The organism is Nocardia sp. NPDC003979 (genome assembly GCF_053605015.1).
Genome location: NZ_JBSGIJ010000003.1, coordinates 236,832 through 257,151, shown reverse-complemented (window position 1 = coordinate 257,151; position 20,320 = coordinate 236,832). Strand labels below are relative to the sequence as shown.

The 20,320-nt window shown below is 66.0% G+C and carries 15 protein-coding genes; 10 read left to right on the top strand and 5 right to left on the bottom strand.

The features are described 5' to 3' along the window. The first annotated feature begins 48 nt into the window (after positions 1 to 48). From nusG to rplA, 3 genes are all read left to right on the top strand, one after another. Entirely contained in the window at positions 49 to 855 is an 807-nt protein-coding gene (gene nusG, locus ACWEVR_RS07875) for a transcription termination/antitermination protein NusG (protein WP_452466526.1), read from the top strand. Positions 856 to 1,093: 238 nt separating this feature from the next. Further along, positions 1,094 to 1,528, top strand: a complete 435-nt coding sequence (gene rplK / locus ACWEVR_RS07870) for a 50S ribosomal protein L11 (RefSeq protein ID WP_067485062.1) — start codon at positions 1,094 to 1,096, stop codon at positions 1,526 to 1,528. A gap of 147 nt (positions 1,529 to 1,675) precedes the next feature. Further along, positions 1,676 to 2,389 (top strand): 50S ribosomal protein L1, encoded by a 714-nt coding sequence (rplA, locus tag ACWEVR_RS07865; protein WP_067485065.1) that lies wholly within the window; start codon positions 1,676 to 1,678, stop codon positions 2,387 to 2,389. A gap of 70 nt (positions 2,390 to 2,459) precedes the next feature. On the opposite strand, the gene ACWEVR_RS07860 is transcribed toward rplA, so the two are convergent. Further along, positions 2,460 to 4,070, bottom strand: a complete 1,611-nt coding sequence (locus ACWEVR_RS07860) for an MFS transporter (RefSeq protein ID WP_452466283.1) — start codon at positions 4,068 to 4,070, stop codon at positions 2,460 to 2,462. A gap of 412 nt (positions 4,071 to 4,482) precedes the next feature. On the opposite strand from ACWEVR_RS07860, the gene rplJ reads away from it, so the two are divergent. From rplJ to ACWEVR_RS07835, 5 genes are all read left to right on the top strand, one after another. Further along, entirely contained in the window at positions 4,483 to 5,013 is a 531-nt protein-coding gene (rplJ, locus tag ACWEVR_RS07855; protein WP_067979605.1) for a 50S ribosomal protein L10, read from the top strand. Positions 5,014 to 5,073: 60 nt separating this feature from the next. Beyond that, positions 5,074 to 5,460, top strand: coding sequence for a 50S ribosomal protein L7/L12 (rplL, locus tag ACWEVR_RS07850; protein WP_067485073.1), 387 nt, complete (start codon positions 5,074 to 5,076; stop codon positions 5,458 to 5,460). Positions 5,461 to 5,689: 229 nt separating this feature from the next. Further along, complete coding sequence (locus ACWEVR_RS07845) at positions 5,690 to 6,769, top strand: ABC transporter ATP-binding protein (RefSeq protein WP_067485076.1); 1,080 nt, start codon at positions 5,690 to 5,692, stop codon at positions 6,767 to 6,769. Between the two features lie 523 nt (positions 6,770 to 7,292). Further along, a complete protein-coding gene (rpoB, locus tag ACWEVR_RS07840; protein ID WP_452466282.1) occupies positions 7,293 to 10,793 on the top strand; it encodes a DNA-directed RNA polymerase subunit beta in 3,501 nt (1,166 codons plus the stop codon). A gap of 111 nt (positions 10,794 to 10,904) precedes the next feature. Next, positions 10,905 to 14,858, top strand: coding sequence for a DNA-directed RNA polymerase subunit beta' (locus ACWEVR_RS07835; RefSeq protein ID WP_452466281.1), 3,954 nt, complete (start codon positions 10,905 to 10,907; stop codon positions 14,856 to 14,858). A 255-nt stretch (positions 14,859 to 15,113) separates the two neighbouring features. Here the strand turns inward: ACWEVR_RS07835 and ACWEVR_RS07830 are convergent, their stop codons facing one another. Beyond that, positions 15,114 to 15,941 carry a formate/nitrite transporter family protein gene (locus ACWEVR_RS07830; protein ID WP_452466280.1) on the bottom strand — a complete coding sequence of 276 codons (828 nt, stop codon included), beginning with the start codon at positions 15,939 to 15,941 and terminating at the stop codon, positions 15,114 to 15,116. 158 nt (positions 15,942 to 16,099) lie between these two features. Between ACWEVR_RS07830 and cynS the strand changes: the two genes are divergently transcribed. Further along, positions 16,100 to 16,549: a cyanase gene (cynS, locus tag ACWEVR_RS07825; protein ID WP_452466279.1), complete on the top strand. Its 450-nt coding sequence runs from the start codon at positions 16,100 to 16,102 to the stop codon at positions 16,547 to 16,549. A gap of 99 nt (positions 16,550 to 16,648) precedes the next feature. On the opposite strand, the gene ACWEVR_RS07820 is transcribed toward cynS, so the two are convergent. Then, positions 16,649 to 17,632 carry an EamA family transporter gene (locus tag ACWEVR_RS07820; RefSeq protein ID WP_452466278.1) on the bottom strand — a complete coding sequence of 328 codons (984 nt, stop codon included), beginning with the start codon at positions 17,630 to 17,632 and terminating at the stop codon, positions 16,649 to 16,651. Positions 17,633 to 17,670: 38 nt separating this feature from the next. On the opposite strand from ACWEVR_RS07820, the gene ACWEVR_RS07815 reads away from it, so the two are divergent. Further along, positions 17,671 to 18,201, top strand: coding sequence for a CGNR zinc finger domain-containing protein (locus tag ACWEVR_RS07815; RefSeq protein ID WP_452466277.1), 531 nt, complete (start codon positions 17,671 to 17,673; stop codon positions 18,199 to 18,201). A gap of 77 nt (positions 18,202 to 18,278) precedes the next feature. Here the strand turns inward: ACWEVR_RS07815 and ACWEVR_RS07810 are convergent, their stop codons facing one another. Both ACWEVR_RS07810 and ACWEVR_RS07805 read right to left on the bottom strand, forming a co-directional pair. Next, complete coding sequence (locus ACWEVR_RS07810) at positions 18,279 to 18,905, bottom strand: hypothetical protein (RefSeq protein ID WP_067485109.1); 627 nt, start codon at positions 18,903 to 18,905, stop codon at positions 18,279 to 18,281. Positions 18,906 to 19,062: 157 nt separating this feature from the next. Continuing rightward, positions 19,063 to 20,319: an FAD-dependent oxidoreductase gene (locus ACWEVR_RS07805; RefSeq protein WP_452466276.1), complete on the bottom strand. Its 1,257-nt coding sequence runs from the start codon at positions 20,317 to 20,319 to the stop codon at positions 19,063 to 19,065. Position 20,320: the final 1 nt, after the last annotated feature.

The following is a 20,320-nucleotide window of genomic DNA, read 5'->3' as shown; positions in this document are numbered from 1 at the left end:
GACCCGGCCCAGAGGATGTACGTGACGACACAGGAAGCGAGTGCCTCAGTGAGCACCCCGGAGAACGACACCAACGACGAGTTCCCGGTTGACGACACTGTCGCGGCGGACAACGCCGCCGACGAGGTCGAGGCCACCACCGAGCTCGCTGACGAGGCCGCCGACGCCGTCGTCGAGGACACCACGGTTCCCACCGAGGAAGACCCCGAAGCCGACCCCGTCGAGTCGATGAAGGCCAAGCTGCGCCGCGTCCCCGGCGACTGGTACGTCGTGCACTCCTACGCCGGTTACGAGAACAAGGTCAAGACCAACCTCGAGACCCGCGTGCAGAACCTCGGACTCGAGGACTACATCTTCCAGGTCGAGGTACCGACCGAAGAGGTCACCGAGATCAAGAACGGGCAGAAGAAGAACGTCAACCGCAAGGTGCTGCCCGGCTACATCCTGGTCCGGATGGAACTGAACAACGAGTCGTGGGGCGCGGTGCGCAACACCCCCGGCGTCACCGGCTTCGTCGGTATGACCGGCGGCGGCCCGGGCGCCAAGCCCACCCCGCTGACCATCAACGAGGTCGTGAAGTTCCTGGTCCCGGCCGGTGCGCAGGCCCAGAAGAAGGCGGCCGCCGCCGCTGCTTCGGGTGGTGCCGACACCGGTGCCGCCGCCGCGGGCAAGCCGACCATCGAGGTCGACTTCGAGGTCGGCGAGTCGGTCACCGTGATGGACGGCCCGTTCGCGACGCTGCCCGCCAGCATCAGCGAGGTCAACGCCGAGCAGCAGAAGCTCAAGGTGCTCGTGTCGATCTTCGGTCGCGAGACCCCGGTGGAGCTGAACTTCACCCAGGTTTCCAAGATCTAGCTCGAACCAGCTTCGCAACGGCACCGCCTCGGCGGTGCCGTTGTCGTTTCCCGACCCTCCCGGCTGCGGCGCCCGCGACGCGGTTCGGTAGAGTGTGACAGTTCGTGTGTAGACCCCCTCCAGGCGTTTTCCGCCCGGTGTGACGGTCGTGCGCGAATGCCGGGCTTGGACCCGGCGTGGGAGCGATCCCGCAACAGGCTTACGGCAACCGTAAGGAACCGAAACCCAAGGAAGAAAGATGCCCCCCAAGAAGAAGAAGCTCGCCGGGATCATCAAGCTGCAGATCCAGGCCGGCGCCGCGAACCCGGCCCCTCCGGTCGGCCCCGCGCTCGGTCAGCACGGCGTCAACATCATGGAGTTCTGCAAGGCGTACAACGCCGCGACCGAGTCGCAGCGTGGCAACGTCATCCCGGTCGAGATCTCGGTGTACGAGGACCGGTCGTTCGACTTCAAGCTGAAGACCCCGCCCGCCGCCAAGCTGCTGCTCAAGGCCGCCGGTGTGCAGAAGGGCTCGGCCGAGCCGCACAAGACCAAGGTCGCCAAGGTCACCATGGACCAGGTCCGGGAGATCGCCAAGACCAAGCAGGAAGACCTGAACGCCAACGACATCGAGCAGGCCGCGAAGATCATCGCCGGCACCGCGCGCTCGATGGGCATCACCGTCGAAGGCTGAGCGTCAGCGCCGGAGGCGGCAGCGCAGCGTAACCACGTAGGCGCAGCGAAGCCTTCGATTCAACGCTGAGGCTGATCTTCCACAACCGAGTGGGAGGGCCGGCCAGGCCCGACAACCACTTCTGAACCAGATTAAGGACAGACAAACATGGCAAAGCGAAGCAAGGCGTATCTCGCCGCTGCTGAGAAGGTCGATCGCGACAAGCTGTACTCCCCGCTGGCCGCCGCGCGCCTGGCGAAGGAGACCGCGACCACCAAGACCGACGCGACCGTCGAGGTCGCCGTCCGTCTCGGTGTGGATCCCCGCAAGGCCGACCAGATGGTCCGTGGCACCGTCAACCTGCCGCACGGCACCGGTAAGACCGCCCGCGTCATCGTGTTCGCCGCAGGCGAGAAGGCCGCCGAGGCCGAAGCCGCCGGTGCCGACGCCGTGGGCGCCGAGGACCTGATCGAGCGGATCCAGGGCGGCTGGCTCGACTTCGACGCCGCGATCGCCACCCCGGACCAGATGGCCAAGGTCGGCCGCATCGCGCGTGTCCTCGGCCCGCGTGGTCTGATGCCGAACCCGAAGACGGGCACCGTCACCAACGATGTGACCAAGGCTGTCAACGACATCAAGGGCGGCAAGATCAACTTCCGCGTCGACAAGCAGGCCAACCTGCACTTCGTCATCGGCAAGGCGTCGTTCGACGACTCGAAGCTGGTGGAGAACTACGGTGCCGCGCTGGACGAGATCCTGCGTGTGAAGCCGTCGACCGCCAAGGGTCGCTACGTCAAGAAGATCACGGTTTCGACCAACACCGGCCCGGGCATCCCGGTGGACCCGAACCGCACCCGCAACCTCCTCGACGAGGACGCGTGAGCTTCTGACAGGTAGCTCCTGATCAACCGCGAGGGTGGGAACGCATTTGCGTTCCCACCCTCGCGGCGTTTCAGCGCTCGGTGTCGTCGGTGTCGCGCCAGGCGAGCAGGACGGACTCGCCGCTGTGTGGTTTCCAGGGCAGGAAGATCGCCACGATCACCGCGCAGACGAGAACTGCGCCGGTCGCGACTAGGGAGGCGGCGTGTGCGCCCTGCAGGGTTGCCGTCTTCATAGCGACGATGAGATTCTCGCGCTGGGTTTCCAGGAACGGGGTCAATTCGCGTTTGCGCAGCTCCAGGACGCTGAGTGGGCTGGCTTTGACCAGGCTCTTCTCGTTGTCGTTCATGATGCCGACCGGGATGGCGTCGATCCTGGCGCCGATCCGGCTGGTGTAGTACGAGGCGACGATCGAGCCGAGCACCGCGACGCCGAGGGTGCCGCCGATCTCGCGGGTGGTGTCGTTGACGGCCGAACCGGCGCCCGCCTCCTCCAGGGGTAGCGCCGACATGATCGATTCGGTGGCCGGACCCTGCACAATGCCGAGGCCGAGTGCCATCGACACCATCGACGGCAGCACTCCGATCAGATAGCTGCTGTCCACGGTGACCTGTCCGCCCAGGTAGAGGCCGAGGCCGGTGAGCAGCAGGCCGATCACCAGGACCGCCGTGGTGCCGACCCGTTGCGCGAGCAGGGTCGCGACGGGGGCGCCGATCGCCACCGAGAACGCGAACGGCAGCGAGGCGATGCCGAATTCGAGTGGCGTGTATTCGCGGACGCCCTGGAAGTACTGCGTGATCAGGAACAGGAACCCGAACATCGAGAAGTAACCGATGGCAATGGCCAAGGCGGGCAACGAGAATCGTCGATTGCGGAACAGTCGCATGTCGAGAATCGGTGCGGGCGTGCGCAATTCCCAGATCACGAAGGCGGCGAGCAGAAGAGCGCCCAAGGCGGCGGTGCAGAGGGTGGTGAGCGAGAGCCAGCCGTTGTGCGGTGCCTCGATGATCGCCCACACCACCAGCGTGATGCCGGCGATCGAGAGTCCGATCCCGGGTAGATCCAGCTTGCCGACCTGGTCGGCTCGCGATTCCGGCACCCAGATCAGCGTCCCGACCAACGCGGCCAGCGCCACCGGCACATTGATCCAGAACACCGAGTGCCAGCTGAAGTGCTCGAGCAGCCACCCGCCCGAGATCGGGCCGATGGCGATGGCGAAGCCCGCCATCGCGGTCCAGGCGGCGATGGCGAGCGCGCGTTCGCGCCGGTCGGTGAAGATGTTGATGATCAGGGCGAGGGTGGCGGGGAAGACAGCGGCGGCGAAGACGCCCATCGCCGCGCGGGCCGCGATGACCTGGGTCATCGACTCCGCGAGCGCGCCGCCGACCGACATGACGGCGATGCCGACCAGGCCGATCGTCATGATCCGCCTGCGGCCGTACCGGTCACCGAGGTTGCCCGCGGCGAGCAGTAGTCCGGCGAAGGTGAGGGTGTAGGCATCGACGACCCACTGCAGGCCGGAGACACCGGTGGCGAGCTGGACGCCGATAGAGGGGAGAGCGACGTTGACGATGGTGTTGTCGAGGACGACCAGCAGTTCGGCCAGACAGATCACGGCGAGTGCGAGGAATCGCCGGGAACGCCGGTCCAGCAACACTGGTGGAGCGACTACGGAGGTTGTCATAGGCCAGGAGTGAACCAGGTTACTGTCACCCTGCGTAACACCTTTCGCGTGCGATTGCTACCACAATGTAGGAACCAAAGTGGCCTGGCTCACAACATATTCGGGCGTTCCGGGCACCCACCGACCCGTTTTGGCAGATGGGGGTGGGTGCAGGTACAGTGGAATCCGGTCGTCGACCTGTTCGACGACTACCCATTCGTTCTACCGAAGACCGTTGGTCGTCGATGCCGCTCGCGCGGTATTCGATCGAAGGTCCGGCGACATTGCCGGCGGCCCACGCAGGGAGAGCTGAGGCAGAAGAATTCTATTCTTTCGCGCCCCGGTACGCCTTGCGTCCGGGGTGTTAGTTTTGTCGCCGGCCCCTGATTCGGTAGTGCGCGTTCACGAACCGACATCAGAGAGGAGGCGAAGTATGGCGAAGCCTGAAAAGGTCACCGCTGTCGCGGAGATCGCGGAGCAGTTCAAGAACTCCACGGCCACTGTCGTCACGGAATACCGTGGCCTGTCGGTCGGCAAGCTCACCGAGCTGCGTCGCGCGCTCGGCGCCGGTGCCACGTACTCCGTCGCCAAGAACACCCTGGTCAAGCGTGCGGCCGCGGAAGCGGGCATCGAGGGCCTGGACGACTTGTTCGTCGGACCGACCGCCATCACCTTCATCCAGGGTGAGCCGGTCGACGCCGCGAAGGCCATCAAGACCTTCGCCAAGGAGAACAAGGCGCTCGTCATCAAGGGCGGCTACATGGACGGCGCTGCGCTGTCCGTGTCCGAGGTCGAGAAGATCGCCGACCTCGAGAGCCGTGAGGTCCTGCTGGCCAAGCTGGCCGGCGCGATGAAGGGCAACATGTCCAAGGCTGCCGGGCTGTTCTCGGCTCCTGCCGGTCAGGTGGCCCGTCTGGCCGCCGCGCTGCAGGAGAAGAAGCAGGCCGAAGGCGCTGCCGAGTAATACCCCCCGCTCGGGTATTACGCCCGCGCACAAAGACATTCACCACCGAAAGGAACAATCATGGCCAAGCTGTCCACCGAAGAGCTGCTCGACGTTTTCTCGGAGATGACCCTGCTGGAGCTCTCGGGCTTCGTGAAGGCGTTCGAGGAGAAGTTCGAGGTCACCGCTGCTGCTCCCGTCGCCGTCGCCGCCGCCGGTGGCGCCGCTGCTCCGGCCGAGGCCGCTGAGGAGCAGGACGAGTTCGACGTCATCCTCGAGGGTGCGGGCGACAAGAAGATCCAGGTCATCAAGGTGGTCCGTGAGATCGTCTCGGGCCTGGGCCTGAAGGAAGCCAAGGACCTGGTCGAGGGTGCCCCGAAGCCGATCCTGGAGAAGGTCGCCAAGGACGCCGCCGAGGCTGCCAAGGCGAAGCTGGAAGAGGCCGGCGCCAAGGTCTCGGTCAAGTAATTCAGCGCTTCGCGTAGACGAACGGGCGGTCCCTCAGGGGGCCGCCCGTTTGTTATATATACGGACATGGGAAAGTGATACGCGCTGTAGCGCATGGTCGGGGTTACTCTTCAGTCATGTAGAGGTGTGCCCCGTCTCACTCATGGGTTACAGTGACCGGACCCACAGTGTCGTGACGCACCGCCGAGATGTGAGCGCGCGGTGAGCGGGTGGGGTGCTCGCAGGATCAATGGAGGTAGGCGTGGGCGTCGAGGTCAGGACCGAGGGTGTAACCAAGTCCTTCGGTTCACAGCGAATTTGGCAGGACGTGTCGATCACGCTCCCTTCGGGCGAGGTGAGCGCGCTGCTCGGCCCCTCGGGTACGGGTAAGTCGGTGTTCCTGAAATCGCTCATCGGTCTGCTGCGGCCCGAGCGCGGGTCGATCTTCATCGATGGCACCGATATCACCACCTGCTCCAACAAGGAGCTCTACGAGATCCGCAAACTGTTCGGCGTGCTTTTCCAGGACGGCGCGCTGTTCGGCTCGATGAATCTGTTCGACAACATCGCCTTCCCGCTGCGCGAGCACACCAAGAAGTCGGAAACCGAGATCCGTCGCATCGTGATGGAGAAGCTCGAGCTCACCGGTCTGCTCGGCGCGGAGAACAAACTGCCCGGCGAGATCTCCGGCGGTATGCGCAAGCGCGCCGGCCTGGCCCGCGCGCTGGTGCTCGACCCGCAGATCATCCTCGTCGACGAACCCGACTCCGGCCTCGACCCGGTGCGTACCTCGTACCTGGCGCAGCTGCTGCTCAACATCAACGCCCAGATCGACGCGACGATCCTCATCGTGACGCACAACATCAACCTGGCCCGCACCGTGCCCGACAACATCGGCATGCTGTTCCGTCGTCAGCTGGTGATGTTCGGCCCACGTGAGGTGCTGCTCACCAGCGAGGAGCCGGTGGTCAAGCAGTTCCTCAACGGCCGCATGATCGGTCCGATCGGTATGTCCGAGGAGAAGGACGAGGCGCAGATGGCGCGCGAGCAGGCGCTCGTCGACGCCGGTCACCACCACGGTGGCGCCGAGGAGATCGAGGGCATCATCCCGCAGATGAAGGCAGAGCCGGGCATGCCCGCACGGCAGGCGGTCTACCGTCGTCAGGCCCGTGTGCGCGAGATCATGCACACCCTGCCCGCCGCGGCCCAGGCCGCCATCCGCGAGTCGCTGGCCGAGTCCGACGACACCCAGGTGATGGCCGCCTACGGGGGCAACGATCACCCCACCGAATCGTTCAAAGCAATGCCGCACGGCCAGACCAACGGCTGACAAGTTTCGTCTCGAAAGGCCCCGGGTTCGCCCGGGGCCTTTCGCGTTCCGGTGCCGGAAAGCGCCCTGACCTGGCGTTTCGCGAGATGGCGCACACGGCGTGTCGCGGGTAAAATAACCGCGGTTCGGGCGGGGATGCCCAGCGCGCCAGGCGATCTCGATCTCGGACACGGAGCCGCCGCGCCACTTGACGAGCCGGTCGCGAACCGTCACCCTATTCACAACAGCGTCTGCTGTTACAGGGGCTTCGGCGCCCGAGTTTCCGACGCGGCCAGCGTCCCGGGACTTCGGCGCGTTTGCCGTCCGAGTGATGACTCGGATGGTATGTTGACACCCCCTTGCATAGGGGTGTAAGTTTGGACGTTGCGCTGGCTGCCTCCTGTCCACACCTTGATTCGCACTCGTAAGTTCCACCTTCCGGTGTTACTTCCGCTGCTGCCTGTTCAGGTTTCGTTCGGGTTGTAACCAGCGGAACTCGTAGCAGACAAGCGACGGTCGCGGACCACCACGCGACGCGCGTGAGGTGCTGGAAGGACGCATCTTGGCAGTCTCCACCCAGACCAAGGCTGGTATCCCCGGAGCCCCGTTGAGGGTTTCGTTCGCGAAGATCCGAGAGCCCTTGGAGGTGCCCGGACTTCTCGACCTACAAACGGACTCGTTCGCCTGGTTGGTCGGTTCCCCCGACTGGCGTGAGAAGGCGGCCGCACGCGGCGACGTCGGTCTCGCAGGCGGCCTCGAAGAGGTGCTCGAAGAGCTCTCGCCGATCGAGGATTTCTCCGGTTCGATGTCCCTGTCGTTCTCCGACCCGCGCTTCGAAGAGGTCAAGGCCTCCATCGATGAGTGCAAAGAGAAGGACATGACCTACGCGGCGCCGCTGTTCGTCACCGCGGAGTTCATCAACAACAACACCGGCGAGATCAAGAGCCAGACCGTCTTCATGGGTGATTTCCCCATGATGACCGACAAGGGCACCTTCATCATCAACGGCACCGAGCGTGTCGTCGTCTCCCAGCTCGTGCGTTCCCCCGGCGTGTACTTCGATCACAGCATCGACAAGGCCACCGAGAAGGACCTGCACAGCGTGCGCGTGATCCCGTCGCGCGGCGCCTGGCTGGAATTCGACGTCGACAAGCGCGACACCGTCGGTGTCCGCATCGACCGCAAGCGCCGTCAGCCGGTCACCGTGCTGCTCAAGGCACTCGGCATGACCACCGAGGAGATCGTCGAGCGTTTCGGCTTCTCCGAGATCATGATGTCGACCCTCGAGAAGGACAGCACGCCCGGCCAGGACGAGGCGCTGCTCGACATCTACCGCAAGCTGCGTCCGGGCGAGCCGCCGACCAAGGAGTCCGCGCAGACTCTGCTGGAGAACCTGTTCTTCAAGGAGAAGCGCTACGACCTGGCGCGCGTCGGTCGCTACAAGATCAACAAGAAGCTCGGCATCAACCTCGACAAGCCGGTCACTTCCTCGGTGCTCACCAAGGAAGACATCGTCGACACCATCGAGTACCTGGTGCGTCTGCACGCCGGTGACCGCTCGATGACCGCCCCCGGTGGCGAAGAGGTCCCCGTCGAGATCGACGACATCGACCACTTCGGTAACCGTCGTCTGCGCACCGTCGGCGAGCTGATCCAGAACCAGATCCGCGTGGGCCTGTCCCGCATGGAGCGCGTGGTCCGCGAGCGGATGACGACTCAGGACGTCGAGGCGATCACGCCGCAGACCCTGATCAACATCCGTCCCGTGGTCGCGGCGATCAAGGAGTTCTTCGGAACCTCGCAGCTGTCGCAGTTCATGGACCAGAACAACCCGCTGTCGGGTCTCACCCACAAGCGCCGCCTGTCGGCGCTGGGCCCGGGTGGTCTGTCCCGTGAGCGCGCCGGTCTGGAAGTTCGTGACGTCCACCCGTCGCACTACGGCCGCATGTGCCCGATCGAGACCCCGGAAGGCCCGAACATCGGCCTGATCGGTTCGCTGTCGGTGTACGCGCGAGTCAACCCGTTCGGCTTCATCGAGACGCCGTACCGCAAGGTCGTCGACGGCAAGGTCACCGACGAGGTCAAGTACCTCACGGCCGACGAGGAAGACCGTTACGTCCGTGCGCAGGCCAACTCGCCGGTCGACGCCGAGGGTCGCTTCATCGAGGAGAAGGTCCTCGTGCGGCGCGCCGGTGAAGAGGTCGAGTTCGTCTCGCCGTCGCAGGTCGACTACATGGACATCTCGCCGCGCCAGATGGTGTCGGTCGCGACGGCCATGATCCCGTTCCTCGAGCACGACGACGCCAACCGTGCCCTCATGGGTGCGAACATGCAGCGTCAGGCCGTGCCGCTGATCCGTTCCGAGGCCCCCATCGTGGGCACCGGCATGGAGCTGCGCGCCGCGGTCGACGCGGGCGATGTCGTGGTGAACGAGAAGTCGGGTGTGGTCGAGGAGGTCTCGGCCGACTACGTCACCGTGATGGCCGACGACGGCAGCCGCAAGTCCTACCGGATGCGCAAGTTCAACCGCTCCAACCAGGGCACCTGCTCCAACCAGCGTCCGATCGTGGACGAGGGTCAGCGGGTCGAGGCCGGCCAGGTTCTGGCCGACGGTCCCTGCACCGAGAACGGTGAGATGGCGCTGGGCAAGAACCTGCTCGTCGCGATCATGCCGTGGGAAGGCCACAACTACGAGGACGCGATCATCCTGTCGCAGCGCCTCGTGGAAGAGGACGTTCTCACCTCGATCCACATCGAAGAGCACGAGATCGACGCCCGCGACACCAAGCTGGGCGCCGAGGAGATCACCCGGGACATCCCGAACGTCTCCGACGAGGTGCTGGCCGACCTGGACGAGCGCGGCATCATCCGCATCGGTGCCGAGGTCCGCGACGGCGACATCCTGGTCGGCAAGGTCACGCCCAAGGGCGAGACCGAGCTCACCCCGGAAGAGCGCCTGCTGCGTGCCATCTTCGGCGAGAAGGCGCGCGAAGTGCGCGACACCTCGCTGAAGGTGCCCCACGGTGAGTCCGGCAAGGTCATCGGCATCCGCGTGTTCTCGCGCGAGGACGACGACGATCTGCCTCCCGGCGTGAACGAGCTGGTCCGTGTCTACGTGGCGCAGAAGCGCAAGATCCAGGACGGCGACAAGCTCGCCGGCCGCCACGGCAACAAGGGCGTCATCGGCAAGATCCTCCCGGTGGAGGACATGCCGTTCATGCCCGACGGCACCCCGGTCGACATCATCCTGAACACCCACGGTGTGCCGCGTCGTATGAACATCGGCCAGATCCTGGAAACCCATCTCGGGTGGATCGGTAAGGCCGGCTGGAACATCGACGTGGCCACGGACGGCACGCGCCCCGAGTGGGCGGCGACGCTGCCCGAGGAGATGCTGGCCGCACCGGCCGACTCGAACATCGCGACGCCCGTCTTCGACGGCGCGAAGGACAACGAGCTCACCGGTCTGCTCGGCTCGACGCTGCCCAACCGTGACGGCGAGCGGATGGTCGACGCCGACGGCAAGGCGACCCTGTTCGACGGTCGTTCCGGCGAGCCGTTCCCGTACCCGGTCGCGGTCGGTTACATGTACATCCTGAAGCTGCACCACCTGGTCGACGACAAGATCCACGCGCGTTCGACCGGTCCGTACTCGATGATCACGCAGCAGCCGCTGGGTGGTAAGGCGCAGTTCGGTGGTCAGCGTTTCGGTGAGATGGAGTGCTGGGCCATGCAGGCCTACGGTGCGGCGTACACGCTGCAGGAGCTCCTGACCATCAAGTCCGACGACGTGGTCGGCCGCGTGAAGGTCTACGAGGCCATCGTCAAGGGCGAGAACATTCCGGAGCCGGGCATTCCGGAGTCGTTCAAGGTGCTCCTCAAGGAACTCCAGTCGCTGTGCCTCAACGTGGAGGTCCTGTCCTCGGACGGCGCCGCGATCGAGATGCGTGACGGTGACGACGAGGATCTGGAGCGCGCCGCGGCGAACCTGGGCATCAACCTGTCCAGGAACGAAGCGGCCACTGTCGACGATTTGGCGAACTAGGTGGTAAGCGCGGTGCGGGTGTCTCCGGAAAAGGCGCCCGCATCGCGCACCGCGCTCGACAACTAGTGAACTTTTGCTCGAATTCGACCCGAACAGGGGAAAGGAAGTTACGTGCTAGACGTCAACTTCTTCGATGAACTCCGGATCGGCCTGGCCTCTGCCGAAGACATTCGCAACTGGTCCTACGGCGAGGTCAAGAAGCCGGAGACCATCAACTACCGCACGCTCAAGCCGGAGAAGGACGGGCTCTTCTGCGAGAAGATCTTCGGCCCCACCCGGGACTGGGAGTGCTACTGCGGCAAGTACAAGCGCGTCCGCTTCAAGGGCATCATCTGTGAGCGCTGTGGCGTCGAGGTGACTCGCGCCAAGGTGCGTCGTGAGCGCATGGGCCACATCGAGCTGGCCGCACCGGTCACCCACATCTGGTACTTCAAGGGCGTCCCGTCGCGCTTGGGCTACCTGCTGGATCTGGCGCCGAAGGATCTCGAGAAGATCATCTACTTCGCCGCCTACGTCATCGTCGGTGTCGACGAGGAGCTGCGCCACAACGAGCTCAGCACCCTCGAGGCCGAGATGGAGGTCGAGAAGAAGGCCGTCGCCGATCAGCGCGACGCCGACCTCGAGGCCCGCGCGCAGAAGCTGGAAGCCGACCTGGCCGAGCTGGAGGCCGAGGGCGCCAAGTCCGACGTCCGCCGCAAGGTCAAGGACGGCGGCGAGCGCGAGATGCGTCAGCTGCGCGACCGCGCCCAGCGTGAGCTGGATCGTCTCGACGAGATCTGGACCACCTTCACCAAGCTGGCCGTCAAGCAGCTCATCGTCGACGAGGTGCTCTACCGCGAGCTCGTCGACCGCTACGGCGAGTACTTCACCGGCGCCATGGGTGCGGAGTCCATCCAGAAGCTGATGGAGAACTTCGACATCGACGCCGAGGCCGAGTCGCTGCGCGAGACCATCCGCAGCGGTAAGGGCCAGAAGAAGCTGCGCGCGCTCAAGCGCCTCAAGGTCGTCGCGGCCTTCCAGGCCAACGGCAACTCGCCCATGGGCATGGTGCTCGACGCCGTTCCGGTGATCCCGCCGGAGCTGCGCCCGATGGTTCAGCTCGACGGTGGCCGTTTCGCCACCTCCGACCTGAACGACCTGTACCGCCGCGTGATCAACCGCAACAACCGCCTCAAGCGACTGATCGATCTGGGTGCGCCCGAGATCATCGTCAACAACGAGAAGCGGATGCTGCAGGAGTCCGTCGACGCGCTGTTCGACAACGGTCGTCGTGGTCGCCCGGTCACCGGTCCGGGTAACCGCCCGCTGAAGTCGCTGAGCGATCTGCTCAAGGGCAAGCAGGGTCGTTTCCGTCAGAACCTGCTCGGTAAGCGTGTCGACTACTCGGGCCGTTCGGTCATCGTGGTCGGTCCGCAGCTGAAGCTGCACCAGTGTGGTCTGCCGAAGCTGATGGCGCTCGAGCTGTTCAAGCCGTTCGTCATGAAGCGCCTGGTCGATCTCAACCACGCGCAGAACATCAAGTCCGCCAAGCGGATGGTCGAGCGTCAGCGTCCTCAGGTGTGGGATGTCCTCGAAGAGGTCATCGCCGAGCACCCGGTGATGCTGAACCGTGCGCCCACCCTGCACCGCCTCGGTATCCAGGCCTTCGAGCCGCAGCTGGTGGAAGGCAAGGCCATCCAGCTGCACCCGCTGGTGTGTGAGGCGTTCAACGCCGACTTCGACGGTGACCAGATGGCCGTGCACCTGCCGCTGTCGGCGGAGGCGCAGGCCGAGGCGCGCATCCTGATGCTGTCGTCGAACAACATCCTGTCCCCGGCGTCGGGTCGCCCGCTGGCGATGCCGCGTCTGGACATGGTGACCGGCCTGTTCTACCTGACTCGGCTCGACGAGAACGGTGTCGGTACCTACCAGGCCGGCGGCAAGGACACCCCGGAGTTCGGCGTGTACTCCTCGCCCGCCGAGGCGCAGATGGCCGTCGACCGCGGTGAGCTCACCGTGCGTTCGCTGATCAAGGTGCGGCTCACCGAGCAGCGCCCGCCGAAGGAGATCGAGGCGGAGCTGTTCCCCGAGGGCTGGCACCGTGGCGATGCCTGGCTCGCCGAGACCACGCTCGGTCGCGTGATCTTCAACGAGCTGCTCCCGGCGGACTACGCGTTCATCAACGAGCCGATGCCGAAGAAGCGTCAGGCCACGATCATCAACGATCTGGCCGAGCGCTACCCGATGATCGTCGTCGCCCAGACCGTCGACAAGCTCAAGGACGCGGGCTTCTACTGGGCCACGCGTTCGGGTGTCACCGTCTCCATGTCGGACGTGCTCGTTCCGCCGGAGAAGGCCGACATCATGGAGCGCTACGAGGGCATGGCCGACCAGATCGAGAAGAAGTACCAGCGTGGTGCTCTCGATCACCAGGAGCGCAACAACGCCCTGGTCAAGATCTGGCAGGAAGCGACCGAAGAGGTCGGTGCGGCGCTGCGCACCCACTACCCGGCCGACAACCCGATCATCACGATCGTCGACTCGGGTGCCACGGGTAACTTCACCCAGACTCGTACCCTCGCGGGTATGAAGGGCCTGGTGACGAACCCGAAGGGTGAGTTCATCCCGCGCCCGATCAAGTCCTCGTTCCGTGAGGGCCTGACCGTGCTCGAGTACTTCATCAACACCCACGGTGCTCGTAAGGGTCTGGCCGACACCGCGCTTCGTACCGCCGACTCGGGTTACCTGACCCGTCGTCTGGTCGACGTCTCGCAGGATGTCATCGTGCGCGAGCACGACTGTGGCACCGAGCGCGGCATCGTGGTGCCGATCGCGGAGAAGCAGGCCGACGGCACGATCATCCGTGACGCGCACGTGGAGACCTCGACCTTCGCCCGCACCCTGGCGCAGGACGCGGTCGACGCAGGCGGCAACGTCATCGTGGCGAAGGGCGCCGACCTCGGCGACCCCGCGCTGGAGGCGCTGCTCGAGGCCGGTATCACCGAGGTGAAGGTCCGCTCCGTGCTGACCTGCACCACCGGCACCGGCGTCTGCGCCACCTGCTACGGCCGTTCGATGGCCACCGGCAAGCTGGTCGACATCGGCGAGGCCGTCGGTATCGTCGCCGCCCAGTCCATCGGTGAGCCCGGTACCCAGCTGACCATGCGTACCTTCCACCAGGGTGGTGTCGCGGGTGACGACATCACCGGCGGTCTGCCTCGCGTGCAGGAGCTCTTCGAGGCTCGTGTGCCCAAGGGCAAGGCGCCCATCGCCGAGGTCTCGGGTCGCGTGCGGCTCGAGGACGACGACCGCTTCTACAAGATCACGATCATCCCGGATGACGGGTCGGAGGAAGTCGTCTACGACAAGCTCTCGAAGCGTCAGCGTCTGCGTGTGTTCAAGCACGACGACGGCTCCGAGCGCCTGCTCGCCGATGGTGACCACGTGGAGGTGGGTCAGCAGCTGCTCGAGGGCGCTGCCGATCCGCACGAGGTGCTGCGCGTGATGGGTCCCCGTCAGGTGCAGGTCCACCTGGTCCACGAGGTCCAGGAGGTCTACCGCTCGCAGGGTGTGTCGATCCACGACAAGCACATCGAGGTCATCGTGCGCCAGATGCTGCGTCGCGTGACGATCATCGATTCGGGTGCCACGGAGTTCCTGCCCGGTTCGCTCACCGAGCGTGCCGAGTTCGAGGCCTCGAACCGTCGCGTGGTCGCCGAGGGTGGCGAGCCCGCCTCCGGCCGTCCGGTGCTGATGGGTATCACCAAGGCGTCGCTGGCCACCGATTCGTGGCTGTCGGCGGCCTCCTTCCAGGAGACCACCCGAGTGCTGACGGACGCGGCCATCAACTGCCGCTCCGACAAGCTGATCGGCCTGAAGGAGAACGTGATCATCGGTAAGCTCATCCCGGCCGGTACCGGTATCAACCGTTACCGCAACATCCAGGTGCAGCCGACCGAAGAAGCCCGTGCCGCCGCGTACGCGGTGCCGTCCTACGACGACACCTACTACTCGCCGGACAGCTTCGGCTCCTCCACCGGTGCCGCGGTGCCGCTGGACGACTACGGCTTCAGCGACTACCGCTAAGCCTTAGGCAGTCAATAGAGATCTCGGCCCCCGCTCTCCGGAGCGGGGGCCGTTTTCGTTTCCGACCACGGGCGACAGCCCCAACGCGCGGAGTATTCGCCTACAACGCAGCCACCCAGCATGACCTCGCCACGCTCGGCGGAATCTCGCGCTGGGTGAGCTGGCATGCTGATACGTACGGTAGGTTCGCCTCGGTTCCCGTTGGCGCGCTTGCCTTTCGACGATCGCGATCGGTAGGCACAGCGCCGCGGAGAATCAGTCCACCACAGTGGGTTCGGGCCGGCGGGGTGGGGCGGTGCGGGCGTGGGTGGCGTAGAGGGTGAGGCCGACGAAGGTGAGGCCGCCGACCAGGTTGCCTACCACCGTGGGGATTTCGTTCCAGATCAGGTAGTCGCCGATCGAGAAGTCGCCGCCGAGGAGCAGGCCGGAGGGGAAGAGGAACATGTTGACGATGGAGTGTTCGAAGCCCATGTAGAAGAACAGCATGATGGGCATCCACATCGCGATCACCTTGCCCGACACCGAGGTCGACATCATCGCGGCGACCACGCCGGTGGAAACCATCCAGTTGCACAGCACAGCGCGAATGAACAGCGTGAGCATGCCCGCGGCGCCGTGGTCGGCATAGCCCACAGTCCTGGATTCGCCGATGTCACCGAGCTTTTCGCCGACCACGCTCGGGTCGACGGAGAATCCCATGGTCAGGATGATCGCCATCATCACGGCCACCGTGAACGCGCCGGCGAAGTTGCCGACGAAGACGAGCCCCCAGTTCCGCAACATCGAGCGCACGGTGACCCCGCGCCGCTTGTCGATCAGCGCCAGCGGTACCAGCGTGAAAACCCCGGTGAGCAGGTCGAATCCGAGCAGGTAGAGCATGCAGAACCCGACCGGGAACAGGACGGCGCCGAGCAGCGGCTCGCCGGTGTTCACGGTGATGGTCACCGCGAAGGCGGCGGCGAGGGCGAGGATCGCACCGGCCATGTAGGCGCGGATCACCGTGTCGCGGGTGGACATGAACGCTTTGGCTTCGCCCGCGTCGATCATCTTCTCGACGAAGTCCGCCGGTTTGAGATAGGACATCGAAACCCCTTCATAGTGCCTCTGGCGCAGGAGTTTTCGCCGTGGAGGTTGCCTGCCGATCACGGCAGGTTGCCCCCACGTAAATAGTGGTATTCCACTATGGTGGGCAGGCGTCTCCCGATGGCAGGCTGGCGGCGACCCCGAATCGAGGAGCCCGCATGCAACCGATCCTGCCCAAGTCCGCCGCCGCCGATCTGATCGTCGCCGCCCGTCTCCGCAAGGGCATCACGTGGGCGAGCATCGCGGAGTCGATCGGCGCACCACTGGTCTGGACGACCGCGGCCCTGCTCGGCCAGCACCCGATGACCGAGGAGCAGGCGGCCGCCGTCTGCGCGCTGCTCGACCTCGACGACACCGTCGCCGAAAGCCTGCGCCTGCAACCGTCGCGCGGTGCCGACCCGGCGCAACTGTCCGACCCCACGATCTACCGCCTGGTCGAGGCGGTCTCGGTCTACGGTCCGGCGCTCAAGGCACTCATCCACGAGAAGTTCGGCGACGGCATCATGAGCGCCATCAACTTCACCATCGACATCGCTCGCCGCTCCCACCCCGACGGCGACCGTGTCGTCATCACCCTGGACGGTAAGTTCCTCGACTATCGCTGGTGAGTGAGGGACTTCGAGCAACCTGCGCGCGGCCTGCTTGCTTCCGCTGCCGAGCAGCGAGGACGCGCGCGCCGCGTGTCCTCGGACGACCGAGGACAGGACTCATGTCCGGTCGAGTTGGGGTTCGGCAGTGGGGGATTCGGGGTCGCCGACGGTGGTGACGGCGGGTTCGCCGAGGCGGACGGCGATGACGCCCAGGAGGATCAAGGCGCCGCCGAAGAGTTGGATCAGGCCGGGGGCTTCGCCGAGGAGGAGCCAGGCGAAGACCAGGGCGGCCAGGACTTCGGTGAGGGCTACGAAGGAGGCCAGGCGGGAGCCGAGGCGGCGGGTGGCGGCGATGCCGGTGACGTAGGAGATGGCGGCGGTGACGATGCCGATGAGGAGGATGGGCAGCCACCAAGGGGTGGTGAAATCGTCGAAGACCACGGGGTTCGTGGTGGCGCGCAGGGGGACGATGCCGATGGTTCCGGCCGCGAACAGGACCACGCCGCCGATGAGGAGACCGCCTGCGGCGAGGACTGTGCCGGGCAGGTCGCTGCCCTGGTCGGAGAGCACGAAATAGGTTGCCGCGCCGACCATCGAGCCGAGGGCCCAGATGATGCCGCCGGGGTCGGTGGAGACGCCGGAGACCACGTCGAGCACCAGCATCAGGCCGGTGATGCCGAGAATCGCACCGGCGACGGTCGCCGCGCCGGGGCGCTGCCGGTGCCGCACCCACAACCAGCCGACCACCGCGATCGGCGCCGCGAATTCGATGAGCAACGCGGTGCCGACCTCCATGCGCGCGACCGCGTTGAAGTAGGCGAGCTGCGTGCCCGCTACGGCGACCAAACCGTAGGCGACGATGAGTTTCGCATTGTCGCGCAACAGCGTCCGGTTATCGCGCAGATGCGGCCAGGCCAGCGGCAACAACACGACGCCTGCGAGCAGTACTCGCACGGCGACCACCGCGGCCGCACTCCAGCCCGCGTTCATCAACCCACGCGCGAGCGGCCCGGAGAGCCCGAACGAGGTGGCCGAGGCGAGGGCGAAGAGCAAGCCGGTGCGCAGCCGCCGGGCCGCCGCGTCATGGGTCAAAGTCTCCATGACTAATGACGGTAGGAACCATGGCGTAATCTGTCAACATGGTTTTTGCTCATGACACCGAGGCGGCGCTGCTGTCGGCTGTGGAGCTGGTGAATTCCGCCGTCGAGCCGGACACGCTCACCGAGATCGTCCAGCTCGACGAGTTCTTCGTCCGGCACGACTACACGGGCGCGCACCGGAGCGACGCGGCGGAACTCTCCGAGGTGCGCGCCCTGCGCGGCCCGCTACGCCGGTTGCTGACCAGCGACCGCGACACCGCCGTCACGTTGGTGAACGAGATCCTGCGCGAGCACCGCGCCGTGCCGCAGCTGGTCCGCCACGGCAGCGTCGACTACCACGTGCACGCCGTCCCCGCCGAGGCCGCGCTCCCGGTGCGTATCGCGGTGGAAACCGCCATGGCGATGATCGATGTCATCCGCGCCGACGACCTGAGCCGCCTCTCGATCTGTGCCGACGACGACTGTGCAGGCCTGGTCCTCGACCTGTCCCGTAACCGCTCGAAGCGCTATTGCAGCACCACCTGCGGCAACCGCAACGCAGTCGCCGCATATCGCGCACGTCAGCGTTGATGCGGTCGGTTACGGTCGACGCCCGAAAGAGGCGAGCGCGTCTTATCTCGACATGACGCGCGATCCCGGGGCGAGGCTCAGGGTGCCCCGGTGACGTACGCGATCGCGGTATCGATCGCCGGCTGACCACCGGCCATGGCGTACCCCGCGAGCGCACCGATGGCGGCACCGGCGACGGTCGCGACGGGCACCGTGATGAAGTCGAGGACGAACAGCCCGAGGGGGAAGCCGAGAACGAATCCGATGGCAGCACCGATCGCCGCGCCCTGGATGATCTGCGGCTGCAGCCGTTGGGTTTCGGCGAAGAACCGCTCCTGCGCGCTGATGTCGCGGACCGGGGTCTCGGATTCGCCGACCGGGGTGAGGGTGAGCCGGGAACCTTCGGCGTCGATGCTCGGAGTGAGCGGCACCGCGTGCTCGCCGACCCGCACGACCATCGGCAGCGCTGCCACTACCGCGCCCGAATCATCGGTGATGGCAACGACTTTCGCGTCGTGGACGAGCTCGAAGCGGCCGGTGTCGATGCTGGTGACCACCGCGCGCCGATCGTCGGTCGCGCTGACCTCGTAGTTCACGCCTTTGTCGACCCCACGCAGGCCGAGCGGTTCCGGAGCGGGCGCCGGCTCGGCGTGTCCGATCCCGACCCCCGCGACACCGACTCCCACTGCCAGCACCGCCGCGCCGAACATCTTGCCGAACCTCATCGCGCCATCCTCCTGCTGCCCGCACCGGGCCACGCACGCCCGGTCATCGCGGCAAACTTAGCCGCTGATCAGCTTTTCGGAAAGTTCTCCCCCGTCACGACTCGGGCATCGGGCAAGACCACAACCAACAGTCGTGATCGGCGTACGAATCCACAGTTCAGTGCGCCGGATTCAGCGGGTCCGCACCGACCGGTGGACGCCGGGCGAAGTCGGGTGCGTGCTCCGGCCGAAGTCCGATACCGCCCAAGTACGCGGTGAGTCCGGCGAGCGCGGGCACCGCGTCGACCACGCGCAGCGGCAACGGTGCTGCGTCCAGGTCGCCGCGCAGGGCGGGAGCGATGAGCAGCTCGTGTTCGCCGCGCTGCGAGCGCTGGGTGAAGCTCGCGGGCAACATCCGCCTGCGCTGCACCTTGTCGAGGTCGGCGGTGGTGACGGTGCCGTCGAGCAGGGGCCGCGCGAGGAGGCGGGCGGCGGCGACGGCGTCCTGGATGGCGAGGTTCACGCCCACACCGCCGACCGGTGACATGGTGTGCGCGGCGTCGCCGATGCACAGCAGGCCGGGCACGTACCAGCGTTCGAGCATTCCGACGGTCACCTCGAGCAACTTGACGTCGTCCCAGGACCGGATGTGTGCCAGCGCCTCGCCCGGCCAGTCGAACAGCTCGCCGACCCGATCCCGCAGCCACTGCACGTCGTGCTCGGCGCGCAGCATTGCGTCGCAACCCTTCTCGATGATGTATCCGGTTTGGTAATAGTCGCCGCGATCGATCGCCACTGCCGAGTTTCCGCTGGTGAAACGGGTCTGTACGGCTCCACTCGCGCTGTCGTCGACGGCTTTGGGGATGCGGAAGAACCACATGTCCATCGGTACGTCCTCGCTTCGCTGAAGCAGGCCCGCCGACTCTCGTGCCACGGAATCGCGTCCGTCGCAGGAGATGACGAGGTCGGCGCGCAGTGTGTGCGTGTCGCCGGTCGCGTCGAGGTAGTGCACGCCGACGACCGTGCCGGACTCCTGGACGAGCCCGGTGACGGTCGAGCGCATCCGCAGGGTGAACCCGGGTTCCTCGGCGGCAGCCCCGGCCAGCAGGTCGAGGAAATCCCACTGCGGCACCATCGCGATGTGCCGGTACCGGCCGGGGATCCTGGCGAAGTCGGCGGCGACCACCATGCGGTCGCCCGCGTAGACGCGGAGGGTGGTCAGCGCGGATTGGGGGAGCCGGGCGAATTCGGTGCCGAGCCCGAGCTGGTCGAGCAGCCGAATCGTCGACGGGTGGACGGTGTCGCCGCGGAAGTCGCGCAGGAAGTCGGGGTGTTTTTCCAGCACGGTGACCTCGACGCCCGCCCGCGCGAGCAGCAGACCCGCCATCATCCCGGCCGGTCCGCCGCCGACGATGCAGCACGTTGTCTTGTCCATC